At 63.2% G+C, this 16,949-nt stretch carries 14 protein-coding genes; 10 read left to right on the top strand and 4 right to left on the bottom strand.

Features of this window, described 5'->3' with window-relative positions:
• Positions 1 to 27 precede the first annotated feature (27 nt).
• From EOA16_RS07255 to EOA16_RS07265, 3 genes are read left to right on the top strand one after another with little or no spacing between them, the layout of a single operon-like run.
• Positions 28 to 1,527, top strand: a complete 1,500-nt coding sequence (locus EOA16_RS07255; protein WP_127256716.1) for a CpaF family protein — start codon at positions 28 to 30, stop codon at positions 1,525 to 1,527.
• A 29-nt stretch (positions 1,528 to 1,556) separates the two neighbouring features.
• Complete coding sequence (locus tag EOA16_RS07260) at positions 1,557 to 2,570, top strand: type II secretion system F family protein (RefSeq protein WP_127256717.1); 1,014 nt, start codon at positions 1,557 to 1,559, stop codon at positions 2,568 to 2,570.
• A 9-nt stretch (positions 2,571 to 2,579) separates the two neighbouring features.
• Positions 2,580 to 3,602 carry a type II secretion system F family protein gene (locus EOA16_RS07265; protein WP_127256718.1) on the top strand — a complete coding sequence of 341 codons (1,023 nt, stop codon included), beginning with the start codon at positions 2,580 to 2,582 and terminating at the stop codon, positions 3,600 to 3,602.
• A 92-nt stretch (positions 3,603 to 3,694) separates the two neighbouring features.
• Here the strand turns inward: EOA16_RS07265 and EOA16_RS07270 are convergent, their stop codons facing one another.
• Positions 3,695 to 4,516 carry a tetratricopeptide repeat protein gene (locus EOA16_RS07270; RefSeq protein WP_127256719.1) on the bottom strand — a complete coding sequence of 274 codons (822 nt, stop codon included), beginning with the start codon at positions 4,514 to 4,516 and terminating at the stop codon, positions 3,695 to 3,697.
• 126 nt (positions 4,517 to 4,642) lie between these two features.
• On the opposite strand from EOA16_RS07270, the gene EOA16_RS07275 reads away from it, so the two are divergent.
• The 6 genes from EOA16_RS07275 (at position 4,643) to EOA16_RS07300 (ending at position 11,086) form a co-directional block, all read left to right on the top strand.
• On the top strand, positions 4,643 to 6,007 hold the full coding sequence (locus EOA16_RS07275) for a leucyl aminopeptidase family protein (protein ID WP_127256720.1): 1,365 nt from the start codon (positions 4,643 to 4,645) through the stop codon (positions 6,005 to 6,007).
• A gap of 71 nt (positions 6,008 to 6,078) precedes the next feature.
• Complete coding sequence (locus EOA16_RS07280; protein ID WP_013533675.1) at positions 6,079 to 6,429, top strand: MarR family winged helix-turn-helix transcriptional regulator; 351 nt, start codon at positions 6,079 to 6,081, stop codon at positions 6,427 to 6,429.
• 30 nt (positions 6,430 to 6,459) lie between these two features.
• Positions 6,460 to 7,320 carry an NlpC/P60 family protein gene (locus EOA16_RS07285; protein ID WP_127256721.1) on the top strand — a complete coding sequence of 287 codons (861 nt, stop codon included), beginning with the start codon at positions 6,460 to 6,462 and terminating at the stop codon, positions 7,318 to 7,320.
• A gap of 67 nt (positions 7,321 to 7,387) precedes the next feature.
• Complete coding sequence (locus EOA16_RS07290) at positions 7,388 to 9,937, top strand: ligase-associated DNA damage response DEXH box helicase (protein WP_127256722.1); 2,550 nt, start codon at positions 7,388 to 7,390, stop codon at positions 9,935 to 9,937.
• Positions 9,934 to 10,650 carry a ligase-associated DNA damage response endonuclease PdeM gene (gene pdeM, locus EOA16_RS07295; protein WP_127256724.1) on the top strand — a complete coding sequence of 239 codons (717 nt, stop codon included), beginning with the start codon at positions 9,934 to 9,936 and terminating at the stop codon, positions 10,648 to 10,650. The genes EOA16_RS07290 and pdeM overlap by 4 nt, the downstream gene beginning before the upstream one ends.
• 142 nt (positions 10,651 to 10,792) lie before the next feature.
• The gene (locus EOA16_RS07300; protein ID WP_127256726.1) at positions 10,793 to 11,086 is read left to right on the top strand and encodes a hypothetical protein; all 294 of its coding nucleotides are present in this window, start codon (positions 10,793 to 10,795) and stop codon (positions 11,084 to 11,086) included.
• 82 nt (positions 11,087 to 11,168) lie between these two features.
• Here the strand turns inward: EOA16_RS07300 and EOA16_RS07305 are convergent, their stop codons facing one another.
• The 3 genes from EOA16_RS07305 to EOA16_RS07315 are packed head-to-tail and all read right to left on the bottom strand — an operon-like array spanning position 11,169 to position 15,769.
• On the bottom strand, positions 11,169 to 12,104 hold the full coding sequence (locus EOA16_RS07305) for a dimethyl sulfoxide reductase anchor subunit family protein (RefSeq protein ID WP_127256727.1): 936 nt from the start codon (positions 12,102 to 12,104) through the stop codon (positions 11,169 to 11,171).
• Positions 12,105 to 12,107: 3 nt separating this feature from the next.
• Positions 12,108 to 12,842 carry a 4Fe-4S dicluster domain-containing protein gene (locus tag EOA16_RS07310; RefSeq protein WP_127256729.1) on the bottom strand — a complete coding sequence of 245 codons (735 nt, stop codon included), beginning with the start codon at positions 12,840 to 12,842 and terminating at the stop codon, positions 12,108 to 12,110.
• A complete protein-coding gene (locus EOA16_RS07315) occupies positions 12,839 to 15,769 on the bottom strand; it encodes a molybdopterin oxidoreductase family protein (protein WP_164754140.1) in 2,931 nt (976 codons plus the stop codon). Before EOA16_RS07315 ends, EOA16_RS07310 begins: the two co-directional genes overlap by 4 nt.
• A 278-nt stretch (positions 15,770 to 16,047) precedes the next feature.
• On the opposite strand from EOA16_RS07315, the gene EOA16_RS07320 reads away from it, so the two are divergent.
• Positions 16,048 to 16,941 carry a LysR family transcriptional regulator gene (locus tag EOA16_RS07320; protein ID WP_127256731.1) on the top strand — a complete coding sequence of 298 codons (894 nt, stop codon included), beginning with the start codon at positions 16,048 to 16,050 and terminating at the stop codon, positions 16,939 to 16,941.
• The last annotated feature ends 8 nt before the right edge of the window (positions 16,942 to 16,949 follow it).

The raw sequence follows: 16,949 nt of genomic DNA on the forward strand, positions 1-16,949 counted from the left end.
CTTCAGCAGTGGAATCGGTAGTCGATCATGTTTGGTAAAAGAGGCAGCGACGACGGCAACCGGTTCACGCCGGAATTTCGCCAGCCAGCACCGGCGCCTGTTGCGCCGCCGGCTGCAGGTTCCATGGACACGGCGGTTCTGACCCGGCCCGCGGCGCCAAGCGCGCCTGTCGCGCCGCCGGCGCGCCGTGCGGTCGAGGCGCCGCCATTGGCGCCTGAACCGAAGCGGGCACAGCGCGAAAAGAGCGAAACTTATTACGATACCAAGAGCCAGGTCTTCTCCGCGCTCATCGACACCATCGATCTCTCGCAGCTTTCCAAGCTTGATCCTGAAAGCGCGCGCGAGGAAATCCGCGACATCGTCAACGACATCATTGCGATCAAGAACTTCGCGATGACGATCGCCGAGCAGGAAGAGCTGCTCGAGGACATCTGCAACGACGTGCTCGGCTATGGGCCGCTCGAGCCGCTGCTCGCCCGCGACGACATCGCCGACATCATGGTCAACGGCTCCAGGAACGTCTACATCGAAGTCAACGGCAAGGTCGAACAGACCGGTATCCGCTTTCGTGACAACCAGCAGCTCCTCAACATCTGCCAGCGCATCGTCAGCCAGGTTGGCCGCCGCGTCGACGAATCCAGCCCGATCTGCGACGCGCGCCTTCCCGACGGCTCCCGCGTCAACGTCATCGCGCCGCCGCTCTCCATCGACGGCGCCACGCTCACTATCCGTAAATTCAAGAAGGACAAGCTGACGCTCGATCAACTGGTCAAGTTCGGCGCCATCTCGCCGGAGGGCGCCGAAGTTCTCAAGATCATCAGCCGTGTCCGCTGCAACATCGTGATCTCGGGCGGCACCGGTTCGGGCAAGACCACGCTGCTCAATTGCCTGACCAACTATATCGACCGCGAGGAGCGCGTCATCACCTGCGAAGACTCGGCCGAGCTGCAATTGCAGCAGCCGCATGTGGTGCGCCTCGAAACCCGCCCGCCCAATCTGGAGGGTGAGGGTGAGGTGACGATGCGCGACCTGGTCAAGAACTGCCTGCGCATGCGTCCCGAGCGCATCATCGTCGGCGAAGTGCGCGGACCCGAAGTGTTCGATCTTCTGCAGGCGATGAACACCGGCCATGACGGCTCGATGGGCACGATCCACTCGAACAGCCCGCGCGAATGCCTGAACCGTATCGAGTCCATGATTGCCATGGGCGGTTATTCGCTGCCGCAGAAGACAGTGCGCGAAATCGTCGTCGGCTCCATCGACGTGATCATCCAGGCGGCGCGCCTGCGCGACGGATCGCGCCGCATCACCCACATCACCGAGGTGATCGGGATGGAAGGCGACGTCATCATCACGCAGGATATCGTCCTCTACAACATCAAGGGCGAGGACGCCAACGGCCGGCTGTTGGGCGAGCACGTCTCGACCGGCATCGGCCGTCCGCATTTCTGGGAGCGTGCACGCTATTACGGCGAGGAGCAGCGTCTCGCCATTGCGCTCGAGGCGATGGAGAAACGCGCTGACTGACGTATGCCGGGGTGTAAGGGTTCGGGCCAATGTTTGGAATTGACGGCACAGTACTGGCATTTGTCGTGCTCGCCGGCTTCAGCGCCGGCGCTGTCGCTTATGCATTTCTGTTCACCCGGATCAGCAACGAGAAACAGGTCGGCAAGCGGCTCGAAACGATCAGGACCGCCGAGACGGATCGCTCCGTCGTCAAAGCCTCGCGCGACCGCGTGGCGGAAGCCACCAAGCGGCGCAAATCGGTTCAGGATTCTCTCAACGAACTCGACGCCAAGCAGAAAACCAAGGACAGCCGCGTCAAGAAACCGCCGCTGAAAGCCCAGCTTCGTCAGGCCGGCCTCAAGACCACCATCGAGCGTTTCTATATATATTCCGCAATATGCGGCATCGTTTTGACGATTGTCGCCTTTGTGGCCGGAGCCCCGCTGATCGCCTTGCCGGGCGTGCTGCTGGCCGGGGGGCTGGGCCTGCCGCGCTGGTTTGTCACGTTTCGTCGCGCCCGCCGGGTCAAGGCATTCCTCAACGAATTTCCAAACGCGCTCGACATCATCGTACGCGCGGTCAAATCCGGCCTGCCGCTGAACGACGCAGTGCGCCTGATCGCCAACGAATCGCCCGAACCCGTGAAGACCGAGTTTCGCCGCATCGTCGATTCACAGCAGATGGGCCTCTCTATCCCCGACGCGACCTTGCGCATGCCCGAAACCATGCCTTGCACCGAGGCAAGCTTCTTCGGCATCGTTATCCAGATTCAATCGCAGGCCGGCGGCAATCTCTCCGAGGCGCTGGGCAATCTTTCGCGCGTGCTTCGCGATCGCAAGAAGATGAAAGCCAAGGTCGCGGCGCTGTCGATGGAAGCGAAGGCGTCCGCCGCGATCATCGGTGCGCTGCCCTTCATCGTCGCCTTTCTCGTCTACCTGTCGAGCCCGGCCTATCTGATGCCGCTCTTCAACACCAGCGTCGGAAACCTGATCCTTGGTTGCTCTGCGGTCTGGATGTCGATCGGCATCCTGGTGATGCGCAAGATGATGAACTTCGAAGTCTAGGATGCTGGCATGACCGAGCAAGTCATCAAGACCCTGACGGATCCGAGCTTCCTGATCGCGATGCTGGTCGCCATTGCGGTGTTTGCGACCGTCTTCACCTTGCTGCCGGCGTTTGGCGGAAACCAGCTCAAGTCACGCATGAAATCCGTTGCGCTGGAACGCGACGAACTGCGTGCGCAGCAGCGCGCCCGGCTTGCGGTCGAGGCCGACCGCCGTCGCAAGGGCTTGCGCGAGGAACAGTCGGTCGGCATGCGCAACATTGTCGACCGGCTGGATTTGAGACGCGCGCTCGCCGATGAGGGCACCTTGCAGAAACTCAAGGTAGCCGGCTTTCGTGGACAGAATCCGCTGACGCGGTTTCTTTTCTTCCGTCTCGTGCTTCCTTTTGTCGGTTTCGCGCTGGCCGCAATCTACATCTTCGTGCTCGGAGGACTGCCCGACAAGCCGTTGGTCATCAGGCTGTTCGTCTGCATCCTCGTTGCTTACGGCGGCTTCTACGCGCCAGTCATCTACGTCAACAACCGCGCCACCAAGCGCAAGCAGTCGATCCAGATGGCATGGCCGGATGGGCTCGATCTGATGCTGATCTGCGTCGAATCGGGCATGTCGGTGGAAGCAGCACTGCGCAAGGTCGCCGACGAGATCGGCGCGCAATCGGTGGCGCTGGCGGAAGAGTTCATCCTCACCAACGCCGAGCTTTCCTATCTGCCGGAGCGCAAGCAGGCCTACGAGAACCTGGCAAGCCGCACCGGCCTGGATTCGGTCAAGTCGGTGTCTCAGGCGCTCGTCCAGGCCGAGCGTTACGGCACGCCGGTGGCGCATGCGCTGCGCGTGCTTGCCGCCGAAAGCCGCGACATGCGCATGAATGCGGCCGAGAAGAAGGCGGCCGCCCTGCCGCCAAAACTTACCGTGCCGATGATCCTTTTTTTCCTGCCGGTGCTTTTCGCCATCATTTTGGGTCCCGCCGGTATTCAGGTCAGCCAGCGCGGTATCTTCGGCGATCATGCGGCGCCGGCAACAAACGCCCAGTAGCGGCAAGGCAAATTCCTGCATTCAACCTCAAACGAAGAAGCCGCGCTGCATGCAGCGCGGCTTCTTCGTTTGAGGTTGTTGGAATTGTGATCTCAGTTGGTCGCGGACTTCGGCTTGTCCTGATCCTTGAGCTGGCTCCAGGCGTTCTGCTGGGCCAGCATCTGCCTGAGATAGGCGACATTTGCCTGCGCCTGTTCGGGCGAGAGTTCCTGTGAGGCGATCTTCTCGGCCTCGTCGAAACGGCCTTGCAGGCCGACGACCAGTGCCAGGTTCTGGCGGACGCGGCTGTCCGCATTCGGCTGTTGCGCGGCCGAGCGCATATAGGTTTCGGCGGTGCGCAGGTCACCTTCCAGCACATACGACATGCCAAGATTGGAGAGCACGGAAGGCTCGTTCGGCTTGAGATCGAGTGCCTTGCGGTAAAGCCGGCGCGCATCGTCCTTCTGACCGGTCTGGTCGAGAATGGCCGCTTCGGCCGACACCAGCTTCCAGTCGGGATATTCCGGTGTCTGAGCCCGGCGCACGGCGTCGAGCGCCGCCTCGAACTGGCCATTGGCGGCCAGCGCCTTGCCATAGGAGGCAAGAACGTCACGATCCTTCGGCAAAGCGATGGCGAGTTTGCGCATCACGGCGAGCGACTGATCGGCGTCGCCATCCATCTGCAATGCCGCCGCATAATTCGTCGCTATCCGCTTGTCGTTGGGGTTCTTCGCATAGGATTGGCCAAGTGCGCCGGTGGCACTGTGCAGTTCGCCGGCCGACATGCTTTCCAGCGGTTTGCCGCTGGTGCGTGCGATAGAGCCGGTGGAGAGCTTGTCGGTTCCGCAACCGGCGACGCCCGCCGTCAGCGCCAGCACAAGAGCCGTGGTGATGAGCCGTTTTCCCCTGGCATTAATCCTGCGGTTGGTCGGCATGGCACCCTAAGCCTCCATTCATGCGCGGCCATTGCGTGGCCGTCTTCCCTCCCGCAGAAATATTCTGTTAACCCTAACGGACGGTTAAGAACGGCGACTCGAAGGTCGCCGCATGGAGAACATCGAATGCCTGTCGAAATCGTCGAGAACAAACTGCCTGGCTCACTGCCGGTCCATCTGGTCGCCAGGGAGGGTCTCGAGGCGACGGGTCTTGCGCCAGCCGCTGTTGCCTGGGCCAGGGCCAACGGCTTTTCCGGCGAGGCAGGCAGGACGCTGGTCGTGCCCGGTGAAAACGGCACGCTCGGCGGCGCCTTGTTCGGTGTCGGCGATGGCGAAGGCGCGCTCGCCCTCGGCGCACTGTCGAAAGCCTTGCCGGAAGGCGACTGGCATTTCGCCTCGGCGCCGGTCGAGCCCGAACTGGCGGCAATCGCACTGGTGCTCGGCGGCTATGTCTTCACCCGTTACGGCAAGAAGTCAGGCAGGGCGCTGCGCTTCGGCCTGCCGGCAGGCGTCGATGCCGGGCGCGTTCGCCGCATTGCCGATGGCGTCTTCCTGACACGCGATCTGGTCAACACGCCCACCAGCGATATGGGTCCGGAAGATTTGGAGCATGTGGTGCGGACCCTGGCCGCCAGGCACAAGGCTGAAGTCTCGGTGGTCAAGGGCGACGATCTCCTCGACCGGAACTTCCCGATGATCCATGCGGTCGGCCGCGCGTCGGCCGGCGCGCCGCGCCTGATCGACATGAGATGGGGCCAGCAAGGCGCGCCGAAGGTGACGCTGGTCGGCAAGGGCGTCTGCTTCGATACGGGCGGCCTCGACATCAAGCCATCGTCCGGCATGCTGTTGATGAAGAAGGACATGGGCGGTGCTGCCAATGTCCTTGGCCTCGCCTCGATGATCATGATTGCCGGGCTGAATGTTCAACTGCGCGTGCTCATTCCCGCGGTCGAGAATTCGATTGCCGGCAACGCCTTCCGGCCCGGGGACGTGCTGGCGAGCCGCAAGGGCATCACTGTCGAGATCGGCAACACGGATGCCGAGGGACGGCTGGTGCTGGCCGACGCGCTGGCGCTGGCCGACGAGGAGGAGCCGCAGCTTCTGGTCGACATGGCGACGCTGACCGGAGCTGCCCGTGTCGCGCTCGGCCCCGATCTGCCACCGTTCTACACCGGCGACGAAACGCTGGCATCCGACCTTGCGGCAGCTTCCGTTGCGGCCGAGGACCCGCTGTGGCGCATGCCGCTGTGGCAGCCCTACGATGCAAAACTGTCGTCGAAGATCGCCGACATCAACAATGTCACCCCGGATGGTTTCGCCGGCTCGATCACGGCGGCGCTGTTCCTCAAGCGCTTCGTCGAAAAAACCGCGGGCTGGGCGCATTTCGACATCTTCGCCTGGAACCCGGCTGACCGTCCGCATGGCCCCGCCGGCGGCGAGGCACAAGGCATCCGCGCGCTGGAGCGGATCATCGCGAAACGCTACGGCTGACAGTCGCAGGCGAGAGACGGCAATCGCTTGACTGAAACGGAACCGAAACAATTTGCCGTCATGCTGGCGCGATGTCGATTGCTATGCGCCCGAGCCAGGCCTTGCGACTGTGGCAGCAGGTGATGCTGTCGCAGGTGCGCGACGACGCGCCCGATCTGACCATGCGCCAGACGGCAATCCTGTTCACCATCTATCTCGATCCGCCGCCGCACACCGTGCGCGGGCTCGCCGCGCGCCTCAATGTCACCAAGCCCGTGATCACCCGCGCCCTCGACACGATGGGTGCTTTGAAACTCGTCTCGCGCCATCGCGACGAACTCGACAAGCGCAATGTTCTGATCAGGCGCACGGTCGAGGGTGCGCTCTTTGTCGAGCGCTTCGGCGATGGTATCATCGCCAAGGCGCTCGAACTGCCGATGTGAGCGAATTACCTTTTCAACAGAGTGCTCGATTTGACTGCCAGGGATGCCCGCCTTCACGCTTTTCGCTCCGACCTTGCCGATGCGCGGCTGAAGGGTGAGGTCGCCGCCGACCGCTTCGTCGCCGGCCGGCCGGCGCGGGTCATCGCGTCGGTGGCCGATATGCGCAAGGCGCCGCGGCCGGATGCCGGCGTCAACACGCAAGCGCTGTTCGGCGACGATGTCCTGGTCTTCGATGTCGCGGAAGGCTGGGCCTGGGTCCAGGCCGAACGCGACGGCTATGTCGGCTATGTCGCCGACACGATGCTGGGCAAACGGGACCATGCGCCGACGCACATCGTCTGCGTGCCGCGCACCTTCCTCTACCCCGGGCCGGATCTGCGCTTTCCGATCGCCGGACAATTGTCGATGGGATCGACGGTGACAGTGACGGAGGCCGCCGAGACGCGCGGTACGCACTATGCGGTCCTGCCTTCGGGCGAGGCGCTGATCGCAGGTCACCTGCGGCCGCTCAGTGAAGCTGCCTCCGACTATGTCGCGGTTGCCGAGGCGTTTCTGGGAACACCTTATCTCTGGGGCGGTACTTCCGGTTTCGGCATCGACTGTTCGGGGCTGGTGCAACTGGCGATGCGTATGGCCGGCAGCGACGTACTGCGCGATTCCGACATGCAGGCGGCGGCACTTGGCGAGCCGCTGGAACCGGGACCTGATTTCTCAGGCTTGCGGCGCGGCGATCTGGTGTTCTGGAAGGGCCATGTCGCCGTCATGACCGATGCCGACACGATGATCCACGCCAACGGCCACACCATGCTGGTGTCGCGCGAAGGGCTGAAGGACGCCGTTGTTCGCATCGGATATCTTTACGGCGGCCCGACCGGGTTTCGGCGGCCTTAGGGAAGAACGATCCCCTTTTGTTCCGATTCTTCTTGGCGATTGACTGCCGTCGCGCTACCTCTGGCAGGTGACAGAGCAGCCGCGCCTTGCCGAACAGAATGCCGCCGTGGCCCTGCCCGAACCATTCATCAGATGGTTTGGCGAGAAAGGCTGGTCGCCGCGCGCCCATCAGATCGAACTTCTGGCGAAAGCCCAGGCCGGGCAATCGGTCCTGCTGATCGCGCCGACCGGTGCAGGCAAGACGCTGGCCGGGTTCTTGCCTTCGCTGACCGAACTGGCCAGCCGGCCAAAGAGAAAGCCAGGCCAGGCGCAGCGCGGCATCCACACGCTCTACATCTCGCCGCTGAAGGCGCTTGCCGTCGATATCGAGCGCAATCTCGGCAAGCCGGTGGAGGAAATCGGCCTGCCTGTCACCATCGAGACGCGCACCGGCGACACCCCCGCCCACAAGCGCCAGCGCCAGAAGCTGGTGCCGCCCGATATCCTGCTGACCACGCCCGAGCAACTGGCGCTGCTGATAGCGGCAGGCGATGCAAAACGTTTCTTCGAAGATCTGCGCTACGTCGTGCTCGACGAACTGCACTCGCTGGTGACATCGAAACGCGGGCATCTGCTGGCGCTCGGCCTGGCGCGGTTGCGCAGCTTTGTCCCCGGTCTGCAAACCATCGGGCTGTCGGCGACGGTAGCCGAACCTGACGAGTTGCGGCGCTGGCTGGTCAGCCAGAATCCGCCCAAGGGTTCGACAGGGCCCGACATGGCCGAATTGATCGTCGTCACCGGCGGTGCCAAGCCCGAAATCTCCATCCTCGATTCCGAAGAGCGCGTGCCATGGGCGGGACATTCGGCGCGCTACGCCACGCCGGAAATCTATCGCGAGATCAAGCGCCACAAGACGACCCTGTTGTTCGTCAACACGCGCAGCCAGGCGGAGCTGCTGTTCCAGGAATTGTGGCGGGTCAACGAGGATACGTTGCCGATCGCGCTGCATCACGGTTCGCTCGACGTCGCCCAGCGCCGGCGCGTCGAAAAGGCGATGGGGGAAAACGCACTGCGCGCCATCGTCGCGACGTCGACGCTCGACCTCGGCATCGACTGGGGCGATGTCGATCTGGTCGTGCATGTCGGCGCGCCGAAGGGGGCCAGCCGGCTGGCGCAGCGCATCGGCCGCGCCAACCACCGCATGGACGAGCCGTCCAAGGCGATCCTCATCCCGGCCAATCGCTTCGAGGTGCTGGAATGCCGGGCCGCCCTCGACGCCAACTATCTCGGTGCGCAGGACACGCCGCCCTTGATCAATGGCGGGCTCGATGTGCTGGCCCAGCATGTGCTCGGCTGCGCCTGCGGCGCGCCGTTTCGTGCCGATGATCTGTTCGAGGAGGTGCGCACGGCAGCGCCTTATGTCAGCCTCGACCGGCCGACATTCGACCGCGTCATCGATTTCGTCGCCACCGGCGGCTATGCGCTGAAGAATTACGAGCGCTACGCCCGCATACGCCTGAACAAGGATGGGTTCTGGCGGGTGTCCAATCCGCGCGTCGCCCAGCAATACAGGCTGAATGTCGGCACCATCATCGAGGTTCCGGCGCTGAACGTGCGTTACGTGCAGGCCGGCAGCAAAGGCTCAGCCTCGCGCGGCGGCCGGGTTCTCGGCAAGATCGAGGAGGCCTTCCTCGAAACGTTGACGCATGGCGACACCTTCATGTTCGCCGGCAAGGTTCTGCGCTTCGAAGGTATCCGCGAGAATGAATGCTTCGTGTCGAACGCGCCCGGCAGCGATGCCAAGGTGCCTTACTATGGCGGCGGCAAGTTCCCGCTATCGACATATCTCGCCGAACAGGTCCGCATCATGCTGGACGACCCGCAGCGATGGAAAAAGTTGCCCGAGCAGGTCGCCGACTGGCTGCGGTTCCAGGCCGACAAATCGGTGCTGCCCAAGCGTGACGACCTGCTGATCGAGACCTTTCCACGCGGCAACCGCCACTATCTGGTGGCTTATCCGTTCGAGGGCAGGCTGGCGCACCAGACGCTCGGCATGCTGCTCACCCGCCGCTTGGACAGGGCAGGAGCCAGGCCGCTCGGCTTTGTCGCCACCGACTATGCCTTGGCCATATGGTCACTGGGCGATATGGGCGCGATGTTCAAAGCCCGGAAACCTTCGCTCGGCGCCCTTTTCGACCAGGACATGCTGGGCGACGACCTCGAAGCCTGGCTGGCCGACAGCTGGCTTCTCAAGCGCACCTTCCGCAACTGCGCGCTGATTTCGGGATTGATCGAGAAACGCCACCCCGGCCAGGAAAAGAGCGGCCGCCAGGTTACGGTCTCGACCGACCTGATCTATGATGTGCTGCGCAGCCATGAACCGGACCACATCCTGCTTCAGGCCACACGCGCCGACGCAGCGACCGGTCTGCTCGATGTCAGCAGACTTGCCGACATGCTCTCGCGCATCCAGGGTCGAATCGTGCATAAGGCACTCGAACAGATATCGCCGCTTGCCGTGCCGATCATGCTCGAGATCGGCAAGATGCCCGTGAATGGCGACGCCGATGAAACGCTGCTGATGGACGCAGCGACACTGGTCGAGGAGGCCATGGGGCCGGGAATGGTTGAGGAATGAACTTTTCGCTGGCGCGCACATCGCTGATCGCCGAGGCCGACCTTGTCGGCATCGCCGGCGAACGCGCCGTCTGCGACCCGCGTGGCGTGCTCTATTTTCCGGATCTGCGGCTTCTGGCCGTGTCCGACCTGCATCTGGAAAAGGGCTCGTCGCTGGCACGCCGCGGCACGCTGATCCCGCCCTACGACACCGGCGCGACCTTGCTACGGCTGCAGGCCGTGATATCAGACTACCAGCCGTCGATCGTCATCAGCCTGGGCGACAGCTTTCACGATGGCGGCGGCGCCCAACGCATGCATGCAAGTTTCCGAGAGCGGCTGGAAGCGCTGATGGCCGGTCGGCAATGGTTTTGGGTAGCCGGCAACCATGACCCGGAAGCGCCAGCCGATCTGCCCGGCGAGACGGTGCGTGAACTTGGCTTAGGCTCGCTGCTGTTCCGGCATGAGCCGTCGAAGCAGCGTGTCGAAGGCGAAATAGCGGGCCATCTGCATCCCTGCGCCCGCATAGTCCAGCAGGGCCGCTCGGTGAGGCGCCGCTGCTTTGCCGGCGACGGCGGCCGCATGATCATGCCCGCCTTCGGCGCCTATACCGGCTCGCTCAACGTGCTCGACCGCGCCTATGCCGGGCTGTTCCGCCTGGATACGCTGATGGCCTACATGCTGGGCGCCGACCGTATTTTTGCGATTTCACGGTCGATGCTGCGACCTGGCTAATGCATGTCGCCCAAAAGTGCGCAGCGGTTTTGGGATCACGACATGCATAGAGACATAAACTCAAGGAGATTATTTCCTAGCCATTGTCGCAGTTTGGTCAAAAATGCAGCGCTTCTGTCTTTCTTTGCACAGGTTGGGCACGATGTCGCAGCGGATGTTTCAGACAGCCTTTCGGAATTCGCAGATCGAGTACCCGCGCGAAAAGGGTCCGTCGATCTATGACATCGTCAGTGCTGAAGTTGGAAACCGCCACCAAATGAAATCATGGGCGCGACCATGGGAGGTGCAATTTCAAGCGCTAATAAAGATATGTGAAGAGAACATTGATACCAACGGCAAGGTCGCAATGGAAAGCCTGTGGGCAGCTATCCATGTGTATAACGATGCAGGTCGAAACGGCTTGATCCCCGGATGGGTTGAGCCGACGTCCGATTGACGTCGCGGGCTCAAGTCCGATCCCTTTTCCAAATGGTTATAGATCTGATCATCATATGACGCGCGCCGATATGCGCGCCGCATTACCGGCCGTAGTAGAGCGAGACCGTGTGCTTCGCCTCTGCAAAGAACAGCCAGCGCTCGACCAGCATACCGGCGAACTGGATTACAGCAGCGAGTACCGACAGCAACGCTGCCAGCGGCCAGGGCAGGGCGAACACAATGGCGAGCAGCAGGACGGGCAAGGCAAAGGCCAGAAGCTGCGTGATCTGGCGCAGCCGCGCGCTGTGCTTGCGCGCGATGCGGAAACCCATTTCCTTGAGCAAATAATTTTCCTCGGTATGCGGCCATTCCAGGGACCGCACTGTACCGCCGGCCAACCCCGTTGCGGTGTTGGCGGTGGTCGCGATCTCCAGCCGGTCGTTGTAGCGCCAGGTCGCCAGCTTCCAGCTCCAGCCGATCAAGGTCAGCAGCAGGCAAGCCGCCAGCTGCACCTTCGAACCAAGCGCAAAGCCCTGCAGCAGCGCGTTCAGCAGCACGCTGCCGGTCATCGCCGAGAAGATGAGGTAGGCCGGTAGAGTGTAGCGGCTGTGCCATTGGGCGATCGGCTTCAGCGACGCATAGATCATGCCTGTGGTGCAGACGGTGACGACAGCGCCGATGGCGGCCAGAGATCCGGCGATGCCGACCCAGCCATCGGTCTTGCCAAAAAATATCCAACCGATGCCGAACAGTCCCGCCGGAATGAAGGTGATGACCGAGGCAACACCTTCGCGTGACAGCCATGAGCTGCGCCACTGCGAGAATGCCCGCCAGGCGCGTTCGGGCCGGCCGAGGTGGCCGGTCGACGACAACAGGCCGGCCGCGATCAGGCCGAGTGCCAGTCCCATGCCGATGAGGCCCAGCCAGAAATCGGGTGGGATGATCCGGAAGCCTCCGAACATGCCCAGCAGTGCTAGCAGGCCGTAGCCGGCGCCGGTGGCGGTGGTGAAGAAGACGACGGAGAAGGCTGGATGCATGGGTCAGTTCGAAAGCATGCGGTCGACCCAGCCGAGAAAACCGCCTTCAGCCCGCACCGATTCGAGTGCCGGCGCGGCGACCGATGCGGCGCGCGCGGTGTGGGCGCGCGGCGGCAAATATTTGTTGGTCGGGCGATAGCCGAGCTCCGGCATCAGGTCGACACCGCCGCGCTCCGCCACCAGTTGCGAGACAGCCGACAGGGGATCGCCGAGGTCGCCGAAATGGCGGGCACTGGTCGGGCAAGCGGCGACGCAGGCCGGCACGCGATCTTCCTCGGCCAGATTGTCATTATAGATGCGGTCGACGCACAGCGTGCACTTCTTCATGACGCCGACATCGGTGTCGAATTCGCGTGCGCCGTAAGGACAAGCCCAACTGCACAATTTGCAGCCGATGCACTTGTCCTCGTCGATCAGCACGATGCCGTCCGAGGCCCGCTTGTAGGAGGCGCCGGTCGGGCAGACGGTGACGCAGGCCGGCGTCTCGCAATGCAGGCAGGAGCGCGGGAAGTTCACCGTGCGCCCGCCCATCTCCGTCGTATGCTCGTAAGCGTGCACGCGGTTGAACCAGACGCCGTCGACATGGCCGCCATAGGGGTCGATGTCGGTCAGCGGAGCCATGTGGCCGCCGGTGTTCCATTCCTTGCAGGCGGTGACACAGGCCTGGCAGCCGACGCAGGTATCGAGGTCGATGACGAGGCCGAGCTTCTTGCCGCTTTGGGTTGGCAGACAGGTCATTCGGTCGCCTCTCTTGCCCTGCGGAATTCCGCGCCGAAAGTCAGTCTGTCGGGCGAGGGCGCGAAATGCGGCGGTTGCTGAAAACGCTCGAATTGCGGTTCGGTGAAGCCGGCTTCTTCGGCTGCGCATTTGACGACGCGCACGCGCAGGTCGAACCATGCCGCCTGGCCGGTCACCGGGTCGGAATTCGAATAGCGTTTGCCTTGAGCATCGGCCGAAGTCTGGTCGCCGATGATATGGTTGAGCAGGAAGCCACGGTTGCTCTCGGCCGCGTCATCCTTCAGCCCCCAGCTGCCGCGCCTTTTGCCAATGGCGTTCCAGGTCCAGACCGTGCTTTCGTTCACCCCGTCGATCAGCTTGATCTGCCCCTTCACCCTGCCGTTGATGCTTTCGATCCACACCCAGTCATCGTCGACAAGACCGAGACCGGCTGCCGTCCGGTGATGCACGAACAGCCGGTTCTGGCTGGTGATCTGCCTCAGCCACGCATTCTGCGAGCCCCAGGAATGATACATATGCATCGGCCGCTGCGTCAGCGCATGCAGCGGATATTTTTTCAGGTCGACGGCCGCTTCCTCGAAGGGCATGTGCCAGAAGGGCAGCGGGTCCATGTAAGTCTCGATGCGCTGACGATCGCCCTTTGGTGGCAAGACAGGGCCATGCCCACGCGCGGCAAGGCGGAAGCGCTGCAGCGGCTCGGAGTAGAGCTGGAAGACGATCGGCTCAGCCTTCGGGATGAAGCCCATGTTCTCGGCGAAGTCGAGATAGGAGCGGTTGGCCATCTTGTAGTAGCGCTGGTCGTCGCCGAAATCGTGGTGCCAGAAGCCGCCATTGTCGATGTAGCGCTGCAGTTGGTCCGGGTTGGCCTCGCCCCTGCCGGTCGAGGTCCCGTCCTTGCCGCGCCAGCCGGCCAGCGGGCCGATGCCGGGCGTGCGCTCATGGTTGACGATGTAGTCGGCGTAGTCGGCATATCTGGCAGAGCCATCGTCGTTGACGAAACCGGGCAGGCCGAGCCGGGCGCCAAGTTCGATCAGCACCGACTGGAACGGCCTGACATCTCGGTCAGGCTCGACGACGGGATGGCGGATGGCGTCGCCCGGTCCGTCGGCATGGCTGATCGGCCGGTCGAGCAGGCTGATGCAGTCGTGGCGTTCTAGATAGGTGGTGTCCGGCAGCACGAGGTCGGCGAACGGCACGGTCTCGGAATAGTAGGCGTCGGAATAGATGATGAAGGGGATCTTGTAGTTGCCCGCTTCGTCGCTGTCGGTCAGCATGGCAATGGTCTCGACGGTGTTCATCGAGGAATTCCAGGCCATGTTCGACATGTACATCATCAGCGTATCGATCGGGTACGGGTCGCCGGCCCAGGCATTGCGGATGACGGTGTGCATCAGGCCATGCGCGGCCAGAGGTGCGTCCCAGGAATAGGCCTTGTCGATGCGAACAGGCGTGCCGGCCTCATCGACCAGCAAATCGTCCGGCCCGCAGACGAAACCGAGCGGCATGCCGTCAAGCGGCGTCATCGGCTTGACGGTCTTGCCGGCTGGCTTGGGACCGGGCGGAGCGGAGCGGGGGTAGGGCGGCTTGAAACGGAAACCGCCGGGAACATCCACCGTGCCCAGCAGCACCTGGAGAAGATGAATGGCGCGGCAGGTGTGGAAACCGTTCGAATGGGCCGAGATGCCGCGCATGGCGTGCATCGAGACAGGCCGCCCCTTGATGGTCTCGTGCCGGCGCCCAGCCCAGTCGGTCCAGGCGATCGGCAGTTCGATCGTCTGTTCGAAGGCGACATGCGCAAGTTCGGCGGCGATCCTGCGGATCGTGTCGGCGGCAATGCCGCAGCGCTCGGCGACCGCGTCCGGTGCATAACTCTCTTCGAGGTAGCGGTCGGCGACCAACTGGAACACCGGGGCGCAGCGGCGTCCGCCGATCGTGAAGCTGCCTGTCAGTGCCGGCTTCGCACTGGTATCGGTGGCGCTGACCGGTCTTTTGGCCACCCTGTCCCAGGCCAGCGGATTGCCGTCGGCATCGCGCACGAACAGACCGTCATCGGCGGCACCTGGCTCCTGGATGACGAGCGAATGGGCGTTGGTGTAGCGCAGCAGATAGTCGAGATCGACGCGGCCCGCCTTCAGCAATTCGTGGATGAGGGCGAACACGAACAGGCCGTCGGTGCCGGGCCGGATGCCGATCCAGTCGTCGGCAATGGCGTTGTAGCCGGTGCGGCACGGGTTGATCGAGACGACCTTGGCGCCGCGCGCCTTGAGTTTGCCGAGGCCGATCTTGATCGGGTTGGAATCATGGTCTTCGGCAACCCCGAACAGCATGAAATACCGGGTGTTGTCCCAGTCGGGCTCACCGAACTCCCAGAACGAACCGCCGATCGTGTAGAGACCACCCGCCGCCATGTTGACCGAACAAAAGCCGCCATGGGCGGCGAAATTCGGCGTGCCGAACTGGCTCGCCCACCAGCCCGTCAAGGATTGGGATTGATCGCGGCCGGTGAAGAAGGCCAGCTTCTTGGGGTCGGTCCGGCGGATGGCCGAGAGCCGTTCCGTCGCGATCGCGAATGCCTCCTCCCATTCGATCTCGCGGAATTCGCCGGAGCCGCGAGGGCCGGTGCGCAGCAATGGCTTCTTCAGCCTTGCCGGGCTGTAGTGCTGCATGATGCCGGAGCTGCCCTTGCCGCAGATCACGCCACGATTGACCGGATGGTCCTTGTTGCCGTTGATATAGCGGACCTTGCCATCCTTGATGTGCACGTCGATGCCGCAGCGGCAGGCGCACATGTAGCAGGTCGTCTTGGCGATGCTGTCGGAAACGTCAGGCGAGGTGTCGACGCCGTCGCCTTCATCGGGTGCGCGCGTGTCGGCAAGCGGGCGTTGCGAGGGTGCCGAATTCGCGCCGCGCGGCGGTCCCTGCATCATGATCCGGTGGTACCTGTACGGCCCATGGATTTGGCCCGTGTCTTCGGTCCGGGGCCGCGCATGTAATGCTCTTCCGGATGGTAGCGATCGCCGGCCAGCCGCCGCCTTATGCCGCGGGTCCAATGCGCAAGCAGGGATCTGAACCGCCCGATCATGCTGCTCTTTGCGATCCCTCGGCGAATTTTTTCTAACTTCGCTCGAAAACTTAGAATAAAGCTATCGATCTGTCTAATCAGTTGTTCTTGTAAATTCGATCGATATTGGTTCTTAATACACCCATGACCCTGGACCAGTTGCGGATTTTCGTCGCCGTCGCCGAACGCGGCCATATGACCAAGGCGGCGGAACTGCTGGGCATTTCGCAGTCGGCCGCATCGGCGGCCATCCGGGCGCTTGAAGAGCAGCACGGCGTCCATCTGTTCAACCGCGTAGGCCGCAACATCGAGCTTGCCCAGACCGGCCACCGGTTCCTGCCCGAGGCCAAGGCCGTGCTCGAACGGGCCGCCGCCGCCCGCAATGTGCTGGAACATGTCTCGCAGACGGTCACCGGCAGCCTCTCGATCGCCGCCAGCCAGACCATCGCCAGCTACTGGCTGCCGCGCCGGCTGGCTTCCTTCCACGAAGCCTATCCGGCCGTCAGGCTGAGCGTCTCCATCGGCAACACCAGGCAGGTGGAGGCCAATGTTCTCGATGGCGCGGCGGATCTCGGCCTGGTCGAGGGGCGCACCGAGTCCGACATCCTGCGCCGCACCAAGGTCGACGTCGACAGGCTGATGCTGGTGGTCGCCAGCACGCATCCGGAGATCGCCGAAGTCGCGCCCGGCCACTCCGACATCAAGCACCTGCGCTGGATCATCCGCGAGGGCGGTTCGGGCACGCGCGAAGTGCTGGAGGATCTGGCGCGCCGCGAAGGGATTTCACTCGCCGACTTGCAGATATTCCTGGAGCTGCCGAGCAATGAGGCCATTCGCCAGGCGGTCGAGGCGGGAGCCGGCGCCACCATCATTTCGGAGCTTGTCGTGGCCCGTGCTGTGGCCGAAGGCAGTCTGAGATCGGTGCCGCTCGAACTGCCGAAACGCGACTTCGCCATGATCACCCATCGCGATCGCCAGGCAAGCCTGGCCCAGATGGCGCTCAAGGCGCATCTGGGTACGTCAGCAGACCATGGGTGAGGCAGGCC

Origin of the sequence: Mesorhizobium sp. M7A.F.Ca.US.008.03.1.1 (assembly GCF_003997495.1) — a bacterium.
Lineage (GTDB): Bacteria > Pseudomonadota > Alphaproteobacteria > Rhizobiales > Rhizobiaceae > Mesorhizobium.